The organism is Streptomyces sp. NPDC049887, from assembly GCF_040656535.1.
In the GTDB taxonomy this organism is placed as follows: Bacteria; Actinomycetota; Actinomycetes; order Streptomycetales; family Streptomycetaceae; genus Streptomyces.
On sequence record NZ_JBFAMM010000026.1, the window covers coordinates 20,324 to 37,399 of the forward strand.

Here is a 17,076-nt window from a genome sequence, read left to right on the forward strand (position 1 = left end):
GCTCGCCGCCCCTGACCCTGGCCACCCCTCCCTCCCCCCACCCCCTGGAAGCCCGGGGAGGTGCTGCGGGTGTTCGTCTGTACGGGTCTGGTGGTTCGGGTCTGTCAGGGCCCTTGGTGGGGTGCGTGAGGGCCTGCCAGGGGTTGGCTGGGGTGTTTCGAGGGTGGTTGCGGTAGGCGCCCGCACAGCGATCCGGCCATCTGTCACAGTTCCATACGTGCAGGTCAGGGCATGGATTGCCGTTACACCACCCACTAGACTGGGTGCATGAACACGAGGCGATGCGAGCAGTGCGGGGAGCATCTGCCGGCCCGCCATGCGCACAACGCGCGCTTCTGTTCCGGGCGGTGCCGGACCGCGGCGCATCGCGCATCCCGGGCGGTCCCGAAGGAGCTGCTGGAGCGGCCGCGCTGGGTGCGGCGCACGGCCCGCAAGGTGCCCCTGACGGCCGGCGGTCGCCCGGCTTCGAGCACGGACCGGGGAACGTGGTCGACGTACCGAGAGGCGGCCCGTTCGTCGGCGGGTACGGGGCTGGGCTTCGTCCTGGACGGTGACGGCGTGGTGTGTGTCGACCTCGATCACGCCCTGGACGAGCAGGGGCGGGCGCTGCCGTGGGCGCGGCGTGTCCTCGATGCCGCTCCGGGCTGCTGGGTTGAGGTGAGCGTGAGCGGGCGCGGCCTGCACCTGTGGGGCCGCGGTCATCTCGAGTCCGGCCGGCGTCTCGTCGTGGACGGCGGAAGCGTGGAGTTGTACGGGAATGGTCGCTATATCGCCGTGACTGGCGTGTCGTTCGATTCCTCGCCGAAGCGTCTCGGGGACATTCAGCCGCTGATTGACGCCGTGTTGTCGTAGCCCAACAAACTCCGCGCCCGAACGGGCCGCCTATTCCGTGTTTTTGCAGATCAGACGCAGACACGCAGATCGCTGGACTTGTAGACTTACTACAAGACGATCGAGCGATAGGGCGGAGGCAGCCGATGCCCAATGTGGGGTTCGCTGTACTCCAGATCATCCCGAGTATGCGGGGGGTCGATCAGGAGTTGCGGCGCCAGCTGTCCCAGCCTGCCGCCGCCGCTGGTGACGCCGCCGGGCAGTCAGCCGGCGGCAGCTTCTCGGAGAAGCTGAAGCTGGGCGTGGCTGCGGGTGCGGTTGCCGCGGGCGCTGTTCTGGTCAAGGGTCTGTCGGATGCGATGGGCCAGCTGAACGCGAAGAGTCTGCTGCAGGCCCAGTTGGGTACGTCGAATACGGTTGCCGCGGCTCAGGGCAAGGTTGCGGGGAAGCTGTACGCGTCTGGGGTGACGGGTTCGTTCCAGGATGCGGCGGACGCGATCAAGGCTGTTGTTCAGGGTGGTCTGGCGCCGCCGGGGACGACGACGAAGCAGCTGCAGGCCATCGCGACGAAGGCGTCCGATGTGGCGAAGGTGTTCGGCCAGGATTTGGGCGGCGTGACGAACGCCGTGTCGCAGATGATCCGGACGGGTCTGGCGAAGAACAGTTCTGAGGCGTTCGACCTCATCACCAGGGGGCTGCAGTCGGGCGCTGACAAGGGCGGCGACTTCCTCGACACCCTGAACGAGTACGGCACTCAGTTCCGCAAGGCTGGCTTGGACGGCTCTACCGCGATCGGCCTGCTGAATCAGGCGATCCGTGGCGGCGCCCGTGACGCCGACGTTGCTGCTGACGCCATCAAGGAGTTTTCGATCCGCGCCGTGGATGGGTCGAAGGGGACCGCGGACGGCTTCAAGGCCCTGGGGCTGAACGCGGACGACATGGCGAAGCGGTTCGGTAAGGGCGGCGCTACAGCGAACGCGACGCTGGACCTGACCCTTGACCGGCTCCGCGGCATCAAGGACCCCGTCAAGCAGTCACAGGTGGCCGTGGCCCTGTTCGGCACCCAGGCTGAAGACTTGGGCAAGGCGCTGCTGGCGATGGACCCGTCTGTCGCAGCGAAGGGTCTGGGAGATGTCGGCGGGGCCGCGTCGAAGGTCGGGGAGACGATCCGGTCGGGCCCGTCGCACGAGATCGAGGTGTTCGTTCGCGGCCTGAAACAGGGGTTCGTCGACGTTCTCGGAGGCACGGTCCTTCCGGTGATCCGGGACGTGGCGCACTGGCTGAACGACAACCTGGGGCCTGGTGTGCGGGCGGCCGGCGAGGCGGTGTCCGGGATCATCAACTGGTTCCGTGAGTGGGGTGTCGTCCTGGCGCCGCTTGGTCTGCTGGTCGGCGGTCTGACGCTGGCGTTGAACGCGCAGGCCATCGCTACCGGCCTGGTGACCGGGGTCATGTCGGTGTACTCGTTCGCGTCCAAGGGGATTGCGGTGGTGACGCAGGGGTGGGCGGCGGCTCAGGCTCTGCTGAATGCGGTGATGGCGCTGAATCCGATCGCGCTGGTGGCTATCGCCGTGGTCGCTCTGGGTGCGGCGCTGGTGGTGGCGTGGCAGAAGTCGGAGACGTTCCGGAACATCGTCATGTCGGCATGGCAGGGCATTCAGACGGCCGCGTCGTGGGCGTGGAACAACGTGTTGAAGCCGGTGTTCTCGGCGTTCGGTACGGCCTTGTCGGCGATCGGCACGGCTGCGTCGTGGCTGTGGAACACGGTGATCAGTCCGGTGTTCGGCTGGATCGGGCAGGCCGCGTCATGGCTGTGGAACAACGCGCTGAAGCCGGCGTTCGGCGAGGCGAAGAAGACGTTCGACACTCTCGGTGGCGCGGCGAACTGGCTGTGGACGAACGTGCTGAAGCCCGTCTTCGGCTGGATCGGCGACAAGGCCAAGTGGCTGTGGGAGAAGGCTCTGAAGCCGGCGTTCGGATTCATCAAAGATGGCATCAAGAAGGTCGGCGACTCTTTCGAGGACGCCAAGAGCTTCATCAAGCGGGCGTGGGACAAGGTGATGGACATCGCCAAGAAGCCTGTCCGCTTCATCATCGAAACGGTCTACAACAAGGGCATCGTGCCGACGTGGAACAAGGTCGCGACGGCGTTCGGGGCGGATCCGATCAAGACGATGAGTCTGCCGAAGGGCTTCGCGTCCGGTGGTGTCCTGCCGGGCTACACGCCGGGCCGTGATGTGCACCGCTTCTACTCCACCACTGGCGGTGGTCTTGAGCTGTCCGGCGGTGAGGCCATCATGCGCCCGGAGTGGACTCGTGCGGTCGGCCCCGGGTTCGTCGCCCTCATGAACCGGGTCGCCAAGTCCCGCGGCGCGAAGGGTGTCCGAGAGGCTCTGGCTCCGACGCTGGGCGGGAACCCGACCACGCAGCGGTTCGCCGACGGCGGCATCTTCGGCTGGATCGGGAAGACCGCGGCCGGCGTCGGATCGAAGGCATGGGAGGGCGCGAAGAAGCTGGCGTCGTGGCTGAAGGAGGGCCTGGAGGCGTCGGCGCGGGCGGGCGTGAAGCACGTCGTCGACCCGATGCTGAGCCTTTTCCCGGGCGCCGATACGGCCTTCGGGAAGATGATCCGTCGCATCCCCACCAAGATCCTGGACGCGATCTTCGGCTACTCGAAGGAGGCCGACAAGCGGGGCGCGGGCGGCGGGGTCGGGGGCCCGCGGGTTCAGGCTGCCCTGAAGTGGGCGCGGGCGCAGAACGGCAAGCCCTACATCTGGGGCAGCGCGGGGCCGGCGGGATTCGACTGCTCGGGATTCATGGGTGCCATTGAGAACATCCTCCGGGGCATCAAGCCGAACTCCCGCCGCTGGTCGACGTTCGCCTTTCAGGGCGGCACGGCGCCGGCTGGGTGGGCGCAGAACGCCACGTCTCCGTTTCGGATCGGTATCACGAACGCCGGTGTCGGGCACACGGCGGGAACGCTCGGCGGCGTCAACGTCGAGAGCAGGGGCGGGGATGGGGTGGTCGTGGGTAAGCGCGCCCGCGGCTACAGCTCGAGCCTGTTCACGCACCGGTACGGCTTTGTTCCGGCGAAGAAGTTCGATTCGGGCGGCTGGCTCCAGCCGGGGGTCACGGCTGCGGTGAACGCGACCGGTCATCCGGAGGCGATCCTCACGGCCCGGCAGTGGCAGGTCGCGCGGGCTGGACTGGCGCAGGCCGGCGGCGGTCTGCAGGCGGGCGACTCGCTGCGCCTGGTCGTCGGCGAACGGGAGTTCGACGCCTACGTCGACGGCCGGGCTCAGGGGCGTGTCGATACGACGCTGCGCGCAGCAGTGGTCAAGATCAGGGGGTACCGCGGCTACAACCACTAGACGAGGGGCCTTCCGGCAGGCCCCGGTCGGGCATGATGGACGTGTCCGGACACGACGAAGCCCCCGCCGCAACTCTCCTGCGGCGGGGGCTCCCGTCTGCTCACACTTCGTGCGTCTTGGCCCAGTCGACCAGGGCCGCCCACGCGGCCGGCTGTACGGGGATCCTGGCGCCTGCGGGGCGCTTGGAGTCCCGCACCAGCACCCCACCGACGGGACGCGCCCACTCGACGCAGGAACCACTGTCGGTATAGGTCGACTTCACCCAGACCAGGTCATGCTCATCTCCGTGCACAGCGCTCTCCTCGCTGAGTCGATCAACTCCAGTGACGCCGCCGGGGACAGCGCACTGGCCTGGATGTGATCGTATGCGTGCGAGTAGGCGGCGATGTCCTCCGGGCGGGTCGAGATGATGCTGCCGGTCAGCGTCTCGACGAACACGGCCTTCTGCGGGGCGACCCGGTACCAGGTGAACGCGCCCGCGAGGCCCGGGTGTCCGGGGCTGCTCGACTGCAGGATCTGGATCGTGACCGAGGGCCGCAGCGAGACCAGGTTCAGTAGGTGCTCCAGCTGCTCGACGAGGACGGCCGGGTGGCCGAGGGGCCGCCGCAGTACTTGCTCGTCGATGACGAACCAGGCCCGCCGGTTGGGGCCGTAGCCGAGTGCGTCGATCCGCCGGCCTCGAGCGTCGGCCCGGTCCGCGACTTGCTCGGCGGGCAGGGACGGTGCTGCGGCTTGGATGGCCTCGAGCGCGTACTGGTACGTCTGCAGCATCCCGGGGACGAGGGTGGGGTGCCATGCCTGGATGGAGTCTGCGGCGCTCTCCAGCCGCATGAGTCGGTCGATGTGGTCCGCGTGGGTCTCGTCACGGGCGGCCCGCCATAGGCCGGCCTTGGACGGGTCGCGGGTGCCGCGGACGATGTCGGCGGCTTCCTTCCGTGAGGGCATCGGCTCTCCTCCGATGGGTTCCTGATGGGTGGTCAACGCTACTCCTTGTGTGGGTACGGTCACACCGTTGATCGCGTTCAGGGCCCGCCGAACTTGTCGCGATCCGGGACCTGAACGCCTGCCGCAGGGGAGCCTCCCTGCCTCCCTGCGCTCTCATCTGCGCAGATCAGCCCGGGTATTGGGGTTCAGGGAGGCGGTCAGGGAGAACTCCCTACCTCCCCGCGGCCTCCCTCTGCTCGTCGTCCCGTTCCGCGATGGCCTCGAGGACCCTTTCGCGGCTTACGACCATCTTCCCGTCGGACTTGTACGGGGCCGCCCCAGCGGCCTCGAGGACGTCCCGCAAGTCGCTGAACGTCCAGTCCCGGTACTGGCCCGGGTTCCGCTCCGCGAGCTTCTGCAGGACCTCTTGGGTGCGCAGCCGCGGCGAGTTGCCGAGCAAGGCGGCGATGTCGGCGAGCGCGTCGACAGGCGCGGCGACCTCGAGCCGGGACACCGTCGCCACCCCGGCGCGCAGGGTCTTCGCCCGGTCGGCGATCTCCACGGCCTGCTCGTCGCTGATGTAGTGCGTCCGCACGTTCACCGACACCTGCCCGGCGGCCATCTCCAGGCCCTCGCCCGCGACGACGAGCTGCCCCTTGTCGACGCCCTGGCGGAGCTTGTGCGGGGCTGCGCCGGCAGCCACGGGGTTCTCGCCCAGCGCCATCTTCGCCTGCGCCTCCGTGCCCAGTACGAGGGCGGCACGGATGTGGTTGCCCTCGCGGGACCGCTTCGGCAGGTTCTCGTTCGTCGGGTCCTGCGTGCCCTCCCAAATGGTGACGTTCACCGCGCGGCCCTGGTCGTGGATGGCCTTCACGGCACGGAAGTAGCGGCTGGTCGCCTTCGCCCCGCCGTAGGGGCGCTTGTCGACGCCGACCGCGCCGCAGCCGTAGGCCACCTGTGCCTCGTCGACGATGACGACCAGCGGCGGCCAGTCCTTCCGGCCCGACAAGGTACGGCGCTGCATCTCCTCGAAAGCACCCTCGACCATCTCCGTCGCGGCGATGACGTGCTCGTCCGTCGGCCCCTCGATGAGCACCGTCGCCAGGCCGAAGAACATGCGCCAGTCCCCGACGCCCTTCAAGTCAGCGAGACGGAACTCGACCGTCGGGTCGAGCGCCAGCCACAAGGCGAGGGCCCGCAGGCTGGCGGTCTTGCCCTGGTTCGACAGGCCCGTGACCAGCACGTGCTTCTGGTACAGGGTGAGCATGGCCGCGTCGCCGCGCAGGTCGACACCCCACGGGGCGCGGCCGTTCTTGTAGTCGGCGGTCAGCGTCTCGTCGAGCACGAGCGGCGACGGGCCGATCGGCTCGTCCAGGGCGCCGCTGTCGGCGATCCACAGGCGCACCGTGCGCGCGGCGGGGGCGACGCTGATGTACACCTCGTGCTCGTGCCGGTTCAGGTTCTCCGCCAGCTTCCGCCGCCGGCTCATCACCTCCTCCGTGCTCACCCCGATCGGCAGGGTCACGTCGACCTCGACACCGCAGCCGGCCAGGGTGATCGGGCCGAGCAGCTGCGCCGCGGTCTCGCCCATGTCCTTGATGGCGTTCTTCAGCGGCGCCACACCGAGGTCGCGCAGGGCGACGACGACGATGGACGGGATGATCGGCCCGCCGTGGTCCCGCTCCCGGGCGGGCAGCGCCCACTGGGGTGCGGTCTGCTGCCGGCGGCCCACCGCCCACACCGCGGCCAGGAACAGCCAGGGGGCGAGGGCGACGGCCGGGCCCCACACGATTCCGGCGATGACGACCAGCCAGTGCACCAGCTCGATCGTCGTCATCAGCGGCACCGCCACGTCCGCGAGCTCGCCGCTGTGCACGGCCATCACGCCACCCAGGGCGAGCAGCCCGCCCGTACCGGCCGCGGCGCCCACCAGGGCGCCCTTGGCGGCCTTCTGCGGGGCCATCAGCAGATCCATGCGCCGCTGATGACGGGCCCCCCGGAACGCCCGCCCGCGCTCCTCCCACTCCTTCGCCAGGTCCATGTTCCCCGCGGCCTCAGCCGCCCGCATCATCCGCTCGTACCGGGCAGCGGAGCGGCCGTCCCACGCACGCTTCGCGACCACCTTCGTCCCGCCGACCACGAAGCTGCCGTGGCGTACAGCGAGGCGCCCGGCGGTACGGGTGCGGTCGTGCGTGACGACGACCCGAACCCGGCGGCCCGCGCGGCGCCACGACGACGACCGGGCCGGTGCCTGGGGCTCCTTGAACAGCTCAACAACGGTCATGATTGCCCTGTCCTCCTATGGGGATGGAGCGGGGCGGCCCGGTGTCCTGGCAGGGATGGGCCGCCCCGCGGCATGGCTACTGGTAGCGACGTGCGGCCCGCTCGGCCCGTCGCTCGGTGTCCTGCGCGGCCTCACGCGCCTTCCGGGCGGCCTGCCGGTCCTCGCGCTTCGCCGCCCGCTCCGCGACCCTCGCGGCGGCCGTCGCCTGCTTGGCCTGCTCCAGCTGCTGCCGTGCCGCAGCGGCCTCACGGCCGAACCGCTCCGACGCGGCGGTGTCGATGCGGTCGATGGCGCTCTCGATCCGGGCGTCCTCGATGCCGGCAAGGGCCTTCTTCGAGCCACGGAGGATCAGGCCCGCTCGGCGGCGGCGCTCGGAGCTCGTGTAGATGCGGTCAGCCATGTCACTTGCCCTTCCGGTAGTCGGCCCACATGCCGCGCAGCACGAGGACGCAGATTGTCAGCGCCACCGCGCTGATGGCGACGGCGACCGCGGACACGGCCACCGTGATCAGGAAGACCGAGGCACCCACGCCGATGCCGACCCACGCCGCCGGGCTGACCGACGAACGCTGTACCGGCGCCGGCCGCGCAGCCGGCTGCTGCTGTACGAGCTGCTGTGCCTGCAGCACGGCCATGACGAGCGCCAGCTGCTCGCTGTTGGCCTGCGCCTCGACCGCCTCCCGGGCGGCCTTCTCCAGGTCACTCACGACGCCACCTCGGTGACCACTTCACGACGCAGCTCGGTGGCCTCACGGCGCGACAGACCAAACGACTCCCGCAGCTGGTCGATGGTCACCCCACGGCCCCCGTCCCTGACCACCTGCCGGTGCATGGCACGGGCCTTCCGGCGCAGGTCGGACGGTGTGATGGTGATCTGCTCAGTGACCACCTCGCGGGGGGTATCGGCAGGTACGGCGGCGGTCACCTTGCTGGCAGCGAAGTCGTCCCACACCGGTGACACCGGCGGCAGCTCGATGACCGGGGCAGTGACCACCGGCAGCGGCTCGTCGTCGACGCGCTCCACGGTCACTTTGCCACCAGCGGCAAAGTGATCGGCGGTCACCTCGACACGCTCGGCGAGGGCCTGGTGGACCTGCCGCATCAGCGCACCGAACGCCAGCAGCGCAGCCGTAGGCGGCACCGCGGCCACCACATAGTCGAGCACCGGCACCGCACCCGGATCCCGGACACCCGTCACCCCGGCCACGTTCAGCACGATCGAACCCAGCGAACCGACCGCCGTCAGCCCGATCGCCCACAAGTCCACCCGGTGCGCGAGAGCAGCCCGAAGCCACATGATCTCGCCCGCGATGATGAACAAGTCCAGACAAGCCGGCCACGCCCACGCCCGAACCTCCGCCTCACCGAGACCGTGCCCCAGCGCCACCTCCGCGAGATGCGCGTAGGACAGCCAGAACGCGGCACCGGTCAGGGCGATGATGACCACACCCGCGGCAACAGCCAGCGCCCGGGAAGGATCGAAGCGCTTCATCACACGTCTCCTTTCTGGCGCAGGGCTCGGGCGCACAGCGGGCAGCCGGACGGGACGGGACGCGAGGACCGCTGAGCGCGCGCCCCCTCCGCCCACACGACCGCCGCCACGCAGGCGACGAACAGCGCGGCGGCCGCCTGGCGGGCGAGCAGCGTCACGGCCGCGACGACGAGCAGCAGCTGCAGCAGCGACGGGGACGTAGCTACGTGGTGCAACGCGCGAAGGATGTTGCGGGCCATCACTCGCCCACCTTTCCGATAGCGGCGCGCACGACCAGGTGCGCAGCCAGGTTGGCGCCGTGCCGGTCATCGGCAGCGGCAGCAGAAATCAGGGCCGCCATGAGGGCGGGAACCGGGGCAAGGGGCCGGGCCGACCGAGCCACACGACGCAGAGCCGCGGACTCGGTCGGCCGGCGGACAGGCCAGCGACTGCTCACCGGCCCGTCTCCCTCAGCACAGCCAGCCGGCGAGCCATCGACCGCAGCCGCGGGGCCGCCTCGACCAGGCCCCGGGCCAGCTCATCCAACTGGGCCGGGTCGCACGCGTACCGGTCCCCGTCGACCTCCACCGACGCGAACACCACGTCCCGCGGCGGGCGTTCGGTGAACGGCCGCTGCTCGAGCGTCAACCGGAGCAGCACGGCCGACCCGGTGCCGGTGGGCACCGTGAGCTCCGTCTCCGGGCTCGAATGGGTGATGTCCACCCTGTGTCCGCCCGCCTGGTGGAACTCACCCGTACACCAGGCAGGGCAGGGGACGGTCACGTCTCCGTGATCCACGGTGGGGATCGTCACCATCTTCTCGGCGGCGCTCACTCGCCCGACTGCTTCCGCGGCTGGTACCGCAGCAGGTGGGACAGCAGCAGCCGGCGCACGGCCCTCTCACGCAGGATCTGCGTCAGGATCCGCGGCAGCACGATCACGACATCTTCCGGGCCCGTCGACGACAGCTCACCCTCGATGCCCACCTCGCCCGGCTCGACCTCGACGACCTCCGCCCCGAACGCCTTCATCAGGTACGCGATCGGCATCGTCTGCACGTCGTCCGGGTGCAGGCTCAGCCACGCATGGACCGGACCCAGGTGCGCCTTGCGGTTCAGCGACTCGACGTAGGCCGCGTGCTCGACAGCCCGCGCCTCCGCCAGCTGCTCGCTCAGCTGCCGCAGCGCGAACAGATGGGCCTCGACCTGGCGGATCGTCGCGTTGACCTCCGCCGGGGTCTGGTAGCCGAGCGCCTCGCCGTTCCCCGCTTCGGGCATGAGCGCCATGTGCGGGTCGGCGGAGCCGTCGCCGCTGGCGAACGGCCACTGCATGATGCGGGCGGCGAGGATACGGTCCGTGGTGCCCTCTTCGGTGGTCATCTCGAGCGCGATCTCGTCGCCCTCGTGGCACAGGTCCGACGGGTGGATGCCGCGCTCGGCGTCGCTCGTGTGGTCGGCCGTGCACCACTTCGGGCACGTGGCCGTCAGCGTCCCGCCGCCGAGCAGCGGGTAGGTGAACGTGCGGCCGGCCGGCTGGGCGCTTTCCTCGGCGAGGAACGCGGCGACCTTCGGGAACTGCGCGCCAACCGAACGGCGGACCGCCGCCTCCTCAGCGGACTGCGGCTGCGCGGGGACACCCGGCAGCGGCGCACCCGACGGGCGGAAGCTGGCCGGGATGGACGTAGCGGTGCCCTTGTCCGGGGACGGTACGGTGAAGCTCATGGTTCGCTCCCTCTGCGTAGGGATCGGATCTAGGCCCCGGTTCGGCGTTCCAGCGCCCGCCGGGGTCGCCCCGTTTCCGGGGCCAGTGACTCGACTATAGGTCTACACGAACCTAAATTCAACTCATTCGCTCAGACTCATCTACACCGGTCTTCAGCGAGGCGATAGAGCGGGCGCCCGTCTCACACTCATCTCACGGACGGGCGCCCGTATTCAGGTCGGGAATGCGCTGACCTGTACGTTCCTACGTGGCGTGGACGGTACGGAGCCTGTATGGACGGACGGTAAACTCCGTACACGTGACTGCAAAGCCTCGTATCCCCAACGTCCTGGCCGGCCGCTACGCCTCTGCTGAGCTCGCCGAGCTGTGGTCCCCCGAGCACAAGGTGAAGCTGGAGCGTCAGCTCTGGCTGGCTGTGCTGCGTGCGCAGAAGGACCTCGGGATCGAGGTGCCGGACACCGCCCTCGCCGACTACGAGAAGGTCCTCGACGACGTCGACCTGGCCTCGATCGCCGAGCGGGAGAAGGTCACCCGGCACGACGTCAAGGCTCGGATCGAGGAGTTCAACGCCCTCGCCGGGCATGAGCACGTGCACAAGGGCATGACCTCCCGCGACCTCACCGAGAACGTCGAGCAGCTGCAGATCCGGCTCTCGCTCGAGCTGGTGCGGGACCGTACGGTCGCCGTGCTGGCCCGACTCGGCAGGCTCTCCGCCGAACACGCGGAGCTGGTGATGGCGGGACGCTCCCACAACGTCGCGGCGCAGGCCACGACACTGGGCAAGCGGTTCGCGACGACGGCCGACGAACTGCTGGTCGCCCACTCCCGGGTGGAGGAGCTGCTCGCCCGCTACCCGCTGCGCGGCATCAAGGGCCCGGTAGGCACGGCCCAGGACATGCTGGACCTCCTCGGCGGGGACGCCGCGAAGCTCGAGTCGCTGGAGCAGCGCATCGCGGGTCATCTCGGCTTCGCACACGCCTTCACCTCCGTGGGTCAGGTCTATCCGCGGTCGCTGGACTACGACGTGGTCACGGCGCTGGTGCAACTCGCCGCCGCCCCGTCGTCGTTGGCGAAGACGATCAGGCTGATGGCCGGGCACGAGCTCGTCACCGAGGGCTTCAAGCCGGGTCAGGTCGGCTCCTCGGCGATGCCGCACAAGATGAACACCCGCTCCTGCGAGCGCGTCAACGGCCTCATGGTCATCCTGCGCGGCTACGCATCGATGACCGGGGAACTGGCGGGCGACCAGTGGAACGAGGGCGATGTCTCGTGCTCGGTCGTACGCCGCGTCGCCCTCCCGGACGCGTTCTTCGCGTTCGACGGTCTGCTGGAGACCTTCCTGACCGTGCTCGACGAGTTCGGGGCCTTCCCCGCGGTCGTGGCCCGCGAGCTCGACCGGTACCTGCCGTTCCTGGCGACCACCAAGGTGCTGATGGGCGCCGTGCGGGCGGGTGTCGGCCGCGAGGTCGCCCACGAGGCCATCAAGGAGCACGCGGTCGCCTCCGCCCTGGCCATGCGTGAGCAGGGCGCCGAGCGGAACGAGCTGCTGGACAGGCTCGCCGCCGACGACCGCATTCCGCTCGACCGCGTCCGGCTGGACGCGCTGATGGCGGACAGGCTGTCCTTCACCGGTGCGGCGAGCGCTCAGGTCGCCTCGGTGGTCTCCCGGATCGAGGAGATCACCAAGCAGCGCCCGGAGGCCGCCGCGTACACGCCCGGTTCCATCCTCTGATCCGGTCCCGCATATGCCCCGGATCACCGCCGCCGAGCTGGAGGCCGCCCGCGATCGCCTCGTTCCCGATGTGATCGCGGACGGTCTGTCCGTCCTTTTCTGCGGCATCAATCCCGGACTGATGACGGCAGCGACCGGGCACCACTTCGCCCGGCCCGGAAACCGCTTCTGGCCCGTGCTCCACGCGTCGGGCTTCACCGCGCGCCAACTGAAGCCGTCCGAGCAGGACGAACTGCTGGCCCACGGCCTGGGCATCACCAATGTCGCGGCCCGGGCCACCGCGCGGGCGGACGAACTGTCCGACGAGGAGTTCCGCGAGGGCGGCCGGATCCTGAGGGAGAAGGTCGAGCGCTGTCGCCCCCGCTGGCTGGCGGTCGCGGGAGTAACCGCCTACCGTACGGCCTTCGGAGAACGCGGGGCGCGCATCGGCCCACAGGACCGCATGATCGGCGACACCCGGATCTGGGCCCTGCCGAACCCCAGCGGGCTCAACGCCCACTGGACGCTGCAGACCATGGCGGAGGAGTACGGGCGGCTGCGAACGGCCGCGGAATCGCCCCGGTCCTGACGCCGGGACGACGTGCTCCCGCAGGCGGGGTCACAACGCGGAATCGGCCCTACGGCGGATCGATCTCGGTGACGACTGCCAGCAGCTGGTAGGGGAGTTCGGTGTCCCACTTCGAGACTCCCAGCACCACCCACTGTCCGTCGACCTGCCACAGATGCACATCCGGCACCGATGCACACAGCAGACCCCAGGGTTGCGGTATGTGCTCCTCCTCGACGGATCTGGTCAACATCGAACTCAGGCTGAAGACCTGGGGCCGGCCCCACCGTTCGCTGAGCACGGTGGCGAGCGCCTCTCGCTCCGCTTCGTACTGCTCCCCCACGACCTCCATGTGCGACCGTTGGTCCCAGAACTCCTCGCTCGTGCTCAGCTCGGCCGTGTGGTAGCCCGGGGCACTGGTGCCCACGTCCGACCGGACCGGCTGCGCGGGGAAGGGCCGGGACCGCAGCAGGTCGATGGTGGCCAGATGCCGTGCGATGGTCATGGATCCAGTAAACCTTTCCCCACTGACATGTGGCGGACTGTCAGGCGTCCCTTCTGCGGATCGCCCACCACCCGGCAAGCACGCCGGAGGCAGCCCATGCGGCCGTCACCATCAGGCCGGTCCAAGGACCGATGGATCCGTCCGAGTGCTGGTGCAGCACGAGTTGCCCGGCCCGATCCGGCAGGTAGTCCGCGACACTTCCCATCGTGTCACCCACCACGAAGGAGACGATGAGGACGAAGGGTATGAGGATGCTCAACGCGGCCGTGCCGCTGCGCAGAACGGTCGTCGTACCAGCGGCCAGCAGAGCCAGCAGAGCCAGGTAGATAGCGCCTCCGACCGTCGCGCGGAAGGCACCCGGCTCGTCCAGTCCGATCGCGTACCTGCCCATGAACAGCTGCGCGGACAGGAACGTGGCGAACGTCGTCAGGATCCCCACACCCAGGGCGAGGGCACCGACGACCGTCATCTTGGCGGCATAGAAGCGTGTCCGGTCGGGCACGGCCGAGAGTGAGATGCGCAGGGCGCCGCCGTGGTACTCGGGCGACACGGCGGTCACTCCAAAACTGATGGCCGCGATCTGCCCGAAGTTCACAGCGTAGAAGGAACCGAACACGGGGTCGTGGCCGGCGTTGCGCGCCTCGGCCTGACCGACCGTGGCACTGACCAGCACGGCGAGGAGGACCGTGACACCGAGGACGGCCAGCAGCGAACCAGCGGACGACCGCAGCGATCTGATCTTGATCCACTCGGAGCGGATGACGGCGATGGTCGACATCTCACACCTCCTGACGGGTCGACGGAGGGCCGCTGACGAACTGCGCGTCGGCAGCGGTGAGCCGGAGATACGCCTCCTCCAGCGACAGCCGCTCATCCGTCAGCTCGAGGACGGGTATCTCTTCGCCCGCGGCGAGGATGCCCACGTCCTCCGCCCTGAGCCCTACGACACTGACGTGTCCGTCCTCGCCCGACTCGGCGGAGTGCCCTCGTCGGGTCAGGGCGGAGAGCAGTCTCGCCGGCTGGGTCGTGCGGAGCCGTACTCGTGGCGGACCGGCGGCGTCGAGGAACGTCCGTATGGACATGTCGGCCAGAAGCCGTCCACGGCCGAGCACGACGAGATGATCGGCGAACGCGGCGGTCTCGCTCATCAGATGGCTGGAGACAAGGACCGTTCTCCCTTCCGCGGCCAGCCGTCGGAGCAGTCCACGGATCCAGACGACGCCTTCCGGGTCGAGTCCGTTGGACGGCTCGTCCAGCATGACCACCCCCGGGTCGCCGAGCAGTGCGGCAGCGACTCCGAGTCGCTGCCGCATGCCCAGCGAGGACTCCCCCACCGGGCGGTCTGCGGTCTCGGTGAGTCCGGCTCCGTCCAGCACCTCCTCCACGCGACGATCGGGAAGGCCGTTGGCCACGGCGAGGGAACGGAGATGGTTCCGGGCCGACCGCGAGCCGTGCACGGCGTGCGCATCGAGCAGGGCTCCGACATGGCGCAGGGGTGCGCGGAGCGAGCCGTAGGCACGGCCGCCGATGGTGGCGCTGCCCGAAGTCGGGCGGCCGAGGCCCAGGACGAGGCGCATGGTCGTCGACTTGCCGGCGCCGTTCGGGCCGAGGAATCCCGTGACCCGTCCGGGGCGCACCGTGAAGGTGAGCCGGTCCACGACACGGACCCCGGCGTAGTGCTTGGTGAGTTGCAGAACGTCGATCGTTTCCATGGGTTCAGCGTGGCCCTGGGACGGATCCAACGGCTCCCTCGGAGCGGGGGTTCGCTTCCCCCGTGCGGGGGAGGCCAGGCGATCAAGGCGCTGACACGATGGCGGCATGTCACGATTCCTCCGGCTCTTGTTCCGGTCGGTCACCTACACCCGGTGGCTGCACCTGTGCATACCTGTGCTGGTCTACGCGGTGTGGCTGTTCACGTTCCCGTCCGGTCCGATGGTCCTCGTTCCGTTCCTGTTCCCGCTGCTGCTCGGGCTCGTGCCTTCGGTCCGAACGGCCGAGGGGCTGCAGGCACGACTGATGCTCGTGCGGGAGGAGCGGGACGTTCCGCAGTCCAGCATCACCGTCGGTCCCGCCGCTTCCTGGACGGACCGGTGGCGGACGGTGCTGTGGCTGGAGACACGGGCAGTACTCGCGGTGGCGACGGCTTTCGCCACGGTGCGGCTGCCCATGTTCACGGTGGACCTGGTCCGGGTCGCCGGCGGGTCTGCGCCGGGTGAGGTCTTCCTGTCGCCCGTGACGGGACCGCGTTGGCTGTACTGGGCGCTGGCTCCGCTGCCGTTGCTGGCACTGCCGGTGGTGATCATAGGGCTGGGCGGACTGGTCACGGCCGTCGCGCGCCGGTTGCTCGGGCCGTCCGCGGCCGAGCGGCTGGCCGCGCTCGAAGCCCGTACCGAACTGCTGCTGGAACACAATCGGATCGCCCGGGAGCTGCACGACTCGATCGGGCACGCACTGACCATCGTCGTGGTACAGGCCGGAGCCGCGCGGGCTGCCGGGGACGTCGGGTTCACCGAGCGCGCACTTGCGGCGATCGAGGAGACGGGCCGTACCGCCATGGACGATCTCGAGCGCGTACTGACGGTCCTGCGCGCATCAGGAGGGAGGAACGGTCCGCGGCCCACGCTCGCGGAGGCCGATCGTCTTCTGGACTCGGCCCGCGCTTCGGGGGCACAGGTGGACGCCTCGCTCACGGGGGCCCTGGACACCGTGCCCGGGCCGGTGTCACGCGAGGGTTACCGCATCCTCCAGGAGGCGCTGACGAACGTCCTGCGCCACTGCGGTCCCGTTCCCCTTCGGGTCAGGGTGGCAGTCATGGACCGGAGTCTGGAGATGAAGGTGACCAACCCGCTTCCTGCAGCAGTCGGAAGAACGAGAGTCGGCAGCGGTCTGCGGGGCATACGCGAGCGGGCGGTGCTGCTCGGTGGCGAATCGCGCTCGGGCCCGCACGAAGGAAGCTGGAAGGTATGCGTCAAGCTTCCGTTGGACGGAATACGCTGACGTGGTGTCCGTGAACGTTCTCCTGGTCGACGACGAACCCCTGGTGCGTACTGGACTGCGCGCGGTCCTCGAAGCACAGCCCGACATCACCGTCGTCGGTGAGGCGGCCGACGGAGCAGCCGTGCTGCCGATGGTGCGGAGCCTGCGCCCCGACGTGGTGGCCATGGACGTCCGGATGCCGCTCCTCGACGGTATCGAGGCGACGCGCGTGGTGCTCCGCAGCGTTCCGGAACCGCCCAGGATCCTGATCATCACGACCTTCGAGAACGACCAGTACGTGTATGAAGCGCTGCGTGCGGGAGCGGACGGGTTCCTCCTCAAACGCGCCCGGCCGACGGAGATCGTGCACGCGGTGCGCCTGGTCGCCGAGGGAGAGTCCCTGCTGTTCCCGGCTGCGGTGCGTTCCCTCGCGGCCGAGTACGGCAACAGCACGGCACGCGCAGCGTTGGAGAAGGCAGGGCTGACGGAGCGGGAGGGCACGGTGCTGCGGCTGATGGCACGGGGCATGTCCAATGCGGAGATCGCCGCGGAGCTGATGGTGGGGACGGAGACGGTGAAGACCCATGTCAGTGCCGTACTGGCGAAATTGGGCGCCCGGGACCGCACCCAGGCGGTGATCGCGGCGTACGAGTCCGGTTTCGTCGCCCCGACCTGACCGAGGATGCCGCATCTCCGGGGCCCCGAGGCATCGC

At 69.5% G+C, this 17,076-nt stretch carries 18 protein-coding genes; 6 read left to right on the forward strand and 12 right to left on the reverse strand.

From position 1 onward, the window contains the following. Positions 1 to 267: 267 nt before the first annotated feature. Both AB0J10_RS26625 and AB0J10_RS26630 read left to right on the forward strand, forming a co-directional pair. Positions 268 to 852, forward strand: coding sequence for a DNA primase (locus tag AB0J10_RS26625; RefSeq protein ID WP_363064999.1), 585 nt, complete (start codon positions 268 to 270; stop codon positions 850 to 852). Positions 853 to 977: 125 nt separating this feature from the next. Then, positions 978 to 4,202: a phage tail tape measure protein gene (locus tag AB0J10_RS26630; RefSeq protein ID WP_363065000.1), complete on the forward strand. Its 3,225-nt coding sequence runs from the start codon at positions 978 to 980 to the stop codon at positions 4,200 to 4,202. A gap of 100 nt (positions 4,203 to 4,302) precedes the next feature. On the opposite strand, the gene AB0J10_RS26635 is transcribed toward AB0J10_RS26630, so the two are convergent. The 9 genes from AB0J10_RS26635 to AB0J10_RS26675 form a co-directional block, all read right to left on the reverse strand. Continuing rightward, positions 4,303 to 4,464 (reverse strand): DUF397 domain-containing protein, encoded by a 162-nt coding sequence (locus AB0J10_RS26635; RefSeq protein ID WP_363065001.1) that lies wholly within the window; start codon positions 4,462 to 4,464, stop codon positions 4,303 to 4,305. Continuing rightward, a complete protein-coding gene (locus AB0J10_RS26640) occupies positions 4,461 to 5,147 on the reverse strand; it encodes a DUF5753 domain-containing protein (protein ID WP_363065002.1) in 687 nt (228 codons plus the stop codon). The genes AB0J10_RS26635 and AB0J10_RS26640 overlap by 4 nt, the downstream gene beginning before the upstream one ends. Before the next feature lie 211 nt (positions 5,148 to 5,358). Next, complete coding sequence (locus tag AB0J10_RS26645) at positions 5,359 to 7,410, reverse strand: ATP-binding protein (protein WP_363065003.1); 2,052 nt, start codon at positions 7,408 to 7,410, stop codon at positions 5,359 to 5,361. A 76-nt stretch (positions 7,411 to 7,486) separates the two neighbouring features. Further along, positions 7,487 to 7,810 carry a hypothetical protein gene (locus AB0J10_RS26650; protein ID WP_363065004.1) on the reverse strand — a complete coding sequence of 108 codons (324 nt, stop codon included), beginning with the start codon at positions 7,808 to 7,810 and terminating at the stop codon, positions 7,487 to 7,489. A gap of 1 nt (position 7,811) precedes the next feature. After that, positions 7,812 to 8,117 (reverse strand): hypothetical protein, encoded by a 306-nt coding sequence (locus AB0J10_RS26655; protein WP_363065005.1) that lies wholly within the window; start codon positions 8,115 to 8,117, stop codon positions 7,812 to 7,814. Further along, entirely contained in the window at positions 8,114 to 8,902 is a 789-nt protein-coding gene (locus AB0J10_RS26660; RefSeq protein ID WP_363065006.1) for a DUF2637 domain-containing protein, read from the reverse strand. The genes AB0J10_RS26655 and AB0J10_RS26660 overlap by 4 nt, the downstream gene beginning before the upstream one ends. Next, complete coding sequence (locus tag AB0J10_RS26665; protein ID WP_363065007.1) at positions 8,902 to 9,141, reverse strand: hypothetical protein; 240 nt, start codon at positions 9,139 to 9,141, stop codon at positions 8,902 to 8,904. The genes AB0J10_RS26660 and AB0J10_RS26665 overlap by 1 nt, the downstream gene beginning before the upstream one ends. 193 nt (positions 9,142 to 9,334) lie before the next feature. Further along, a complete protein-coding gene (locus tag AB0J10_RS26670; protein ID WP_363065008.1) occupies positions 9,335 to 9,715 on the reverse strand; it encodes a hypothetical protein in 381 nt (126 codons plus the stop codon). Continuing rightward, positions 9,712 to 10,602, reverse strand: a complete 891-nt coding sequence (locus AB0J10_RS26675; RefSeq protein WP_363065009.1) for a PE-PGRS family protein — start codon at positions 10,600 to 10,602, stop codon at positions 9,712 to 9,714. Before AB0J10_RS26675 ends, AB0J10_RS26670 begins: the two co-directional genes overlap by 4 nt. Before the next feature lie 299 nt (positions 10,603 to 10,901). Here AB0J10_RS26675 and purB point away from each other — a divergent pair, with 299 nt between their 5' ends. Continuing rightward, the gene (gene purB / locus AB0J10_RS26680; RefSeq protein WP_363065010.1) at positions 10,902 to 12,335 is read left to right on the forward strand and encodes an adenylosuccinate lyase; all 1,434 of its coding nucleotides are present in this window, start codon (positions 10,902 to 10,904) and stop codon (positions 12,333 to 12,335) included. 13 nt (positions 12,336 to 12,348) lie between these two features. Next, on the forward strand, positions 12,349 to 12,903 hold the full coding sequence (mug, locus tag AB0J10_RS26685; protein WP_363065011.1) for a G/U mismatch-specific DNA glycosylase: 555 nt from the start codon (positions 12,349 to 12,351) through the stop codon (positions 12,901 to 12,903). Positions 12,904 to 12,952: 49 nt separating this feature from the next. Here the strand turns inward: mug and AB0J10_RS26690 are convergent, their stop codons facing one another. Genes AB0J10_RS26690 through AB0J10_RS26700 form a run of 3 tightly spaced genes read right to left on the reverse strand, consistent with a single transcriptional unit; the run spans position 12,953 to position 15,099 of the window. Further along, complete coding sequence (locus AB0J10_RS26690) at positions 12,953 to 13,387, reverse strand: hypothetical protein (protein ID WP_363065012.1); 435 nt, start codon at positions 13,385 to 13,387, stop codon at positions 12,953 to 12,955. 40 nt (positions 13,388 to 13,427) lie between these two features. Continuing rightward, positions 13,428 to 14,165, reverse strand: coding sequence for an ABC transporter permease (locus AB0J10_RS26695; protein ID WP_363065013.1), 738 nt, complete (start codon positions 14,163 to 14,165; stop codon positions 13,428 to 13,430). Between the two features lies 1 nt (position 14,166). Continuing rightward, on the reverse strand, positions 14,167 to 15,099 hold the full coding sequence (locus AB0J10_RS26700) for an ATP-binding cassette domain-containing protein (RefSeq protein WP_363065014.1): 933 nt from the start codon (positions 15,097 to 15,099) through the stop codon (positions 14,167 to 14,169). A gap of 106 nt (positions 15,100 to 15,205) precedes the next feature. Here AB0J10_RS26700 and AB0J10_RS26705 point away from each other — a divergent pair, with 106 nt between their 5' ends. Next, a complete protein-coding gene (locus tag AB0J10_RS26705; RefSeq protein WP_363065015.1) occupies positions 15,206 to 16,384 on the forward strand; it encodes a histidine kinase in 1,179 nt (392 codons plus the stop codon). 4 nt (positions 16,385 to 16,388) lie between these two features. Continuing rightward, positions 16,389 to 17,039 (forward strand): response regulator transcription factor, encoded by a 651-nt coding sequence (locus AB0J10_RS26710; RefSeq protein ID WP_363065016.1) that lies wholly within the window; start codon positions 16,389 to 16,391, stop codon positions 17,037 to 17,039. Positions 17,040 to 17,076: the final 37 nt, after the last annotated feature.

Bases quoted from the DNA above. Each gene is read 5' to 3' on its own strand.
- AB0J10_RS26665 (WP_363065007.1), bottom strand. From the start codon at position 9,141: ATGGCCCGCAACATCCTTCGCGCGTTGCACCACGTAGCTACGTCCCCG.
- AB0J10_RS26700 (WP_363065014.1), bottom strand. From the start codon at position 15,099: ATGGAAACGATCGACGTTCTGCAACTCACCAAGCACTACGCCGGGGTC.
- AB0J10_RS26650 (WP_363065004.1), bottom strand. From the start codon at position 7,810: ATGGCTGACCGCATCTACACGAGCTCCGAGCGCCGCCGCCGAGCGGGC.
- AB0J10_RS26640 (WP_363065002.1), bottom strand. From the start codon at position 5,147: ATGCCCTCACGGAAGGAAGCCGCCGACATCGTCCGCGGCACCCGCGAC.
- AB0J10_RS26690 (WP_363065012.1), bottom strand. From the start codon at position 13,387: ATGACCATCGCACGGCATCTGGCCACCATCGACCTGCTGCGGTCCCGG.
- AB0J10_RS26695 (WP_363065013.1), bottom strand. From the start codon at position 14,165: ATGTCGACCATCGCCGTCATCCGCTCCGAGTGGATCAAGATCAGATCG.
- AB0J10_RS26675 (WP_363065009.1), bottom strand. From the start codon at position 10,602: ATGAGCTTCACCGTACCGTCCCCGGACAAGGGCACCGCTACGTCCATC.
- AB0J10_RS26625 (WP_363064999.1), top strand. From the start codon at position 268: ATGAACACGAGGCGATGCGAGCAGTGCGGGGAGCATCTGCCGGCCCGC.
- AB0J10_RS26705 (WP_363065015.1), top strand. From the start codon at position 15,206: ATGTCACGATTCCTCCGGCTCTTGTTCCGGTCGGTCACCTACACCCGG.
- mug (WP_363065011.1), top strand. From the start codon at position 12,349: ATGCCCCGGATCACCGCCGCCGAGCTGGAGGCCGCCCGCGATCGCCTC.
- AB0J10_RS26645 (WP_363065003.1), bottom strand. From the start codon at position 7,410: ATGACCGTTGTTGAGCTGTTCAAGGAGCCCCAGGCACCGGCCCGGTCG.
- AB0J10_RS26660 (WP_363065006.1), bottom strand. From the start codon at position 8,902: ATGAAGCGCTTCGATCCTTCCCGGGCGCTGGCTGTTGCCGCGGGTGTG.
- AB0J10_RS26630 (WP_363065000.1), top strand. From the start codon at position 978: ATGCCCAATGTGGGGTTCGCTGTACTCCAGATCATCCCGAGTATGCGG.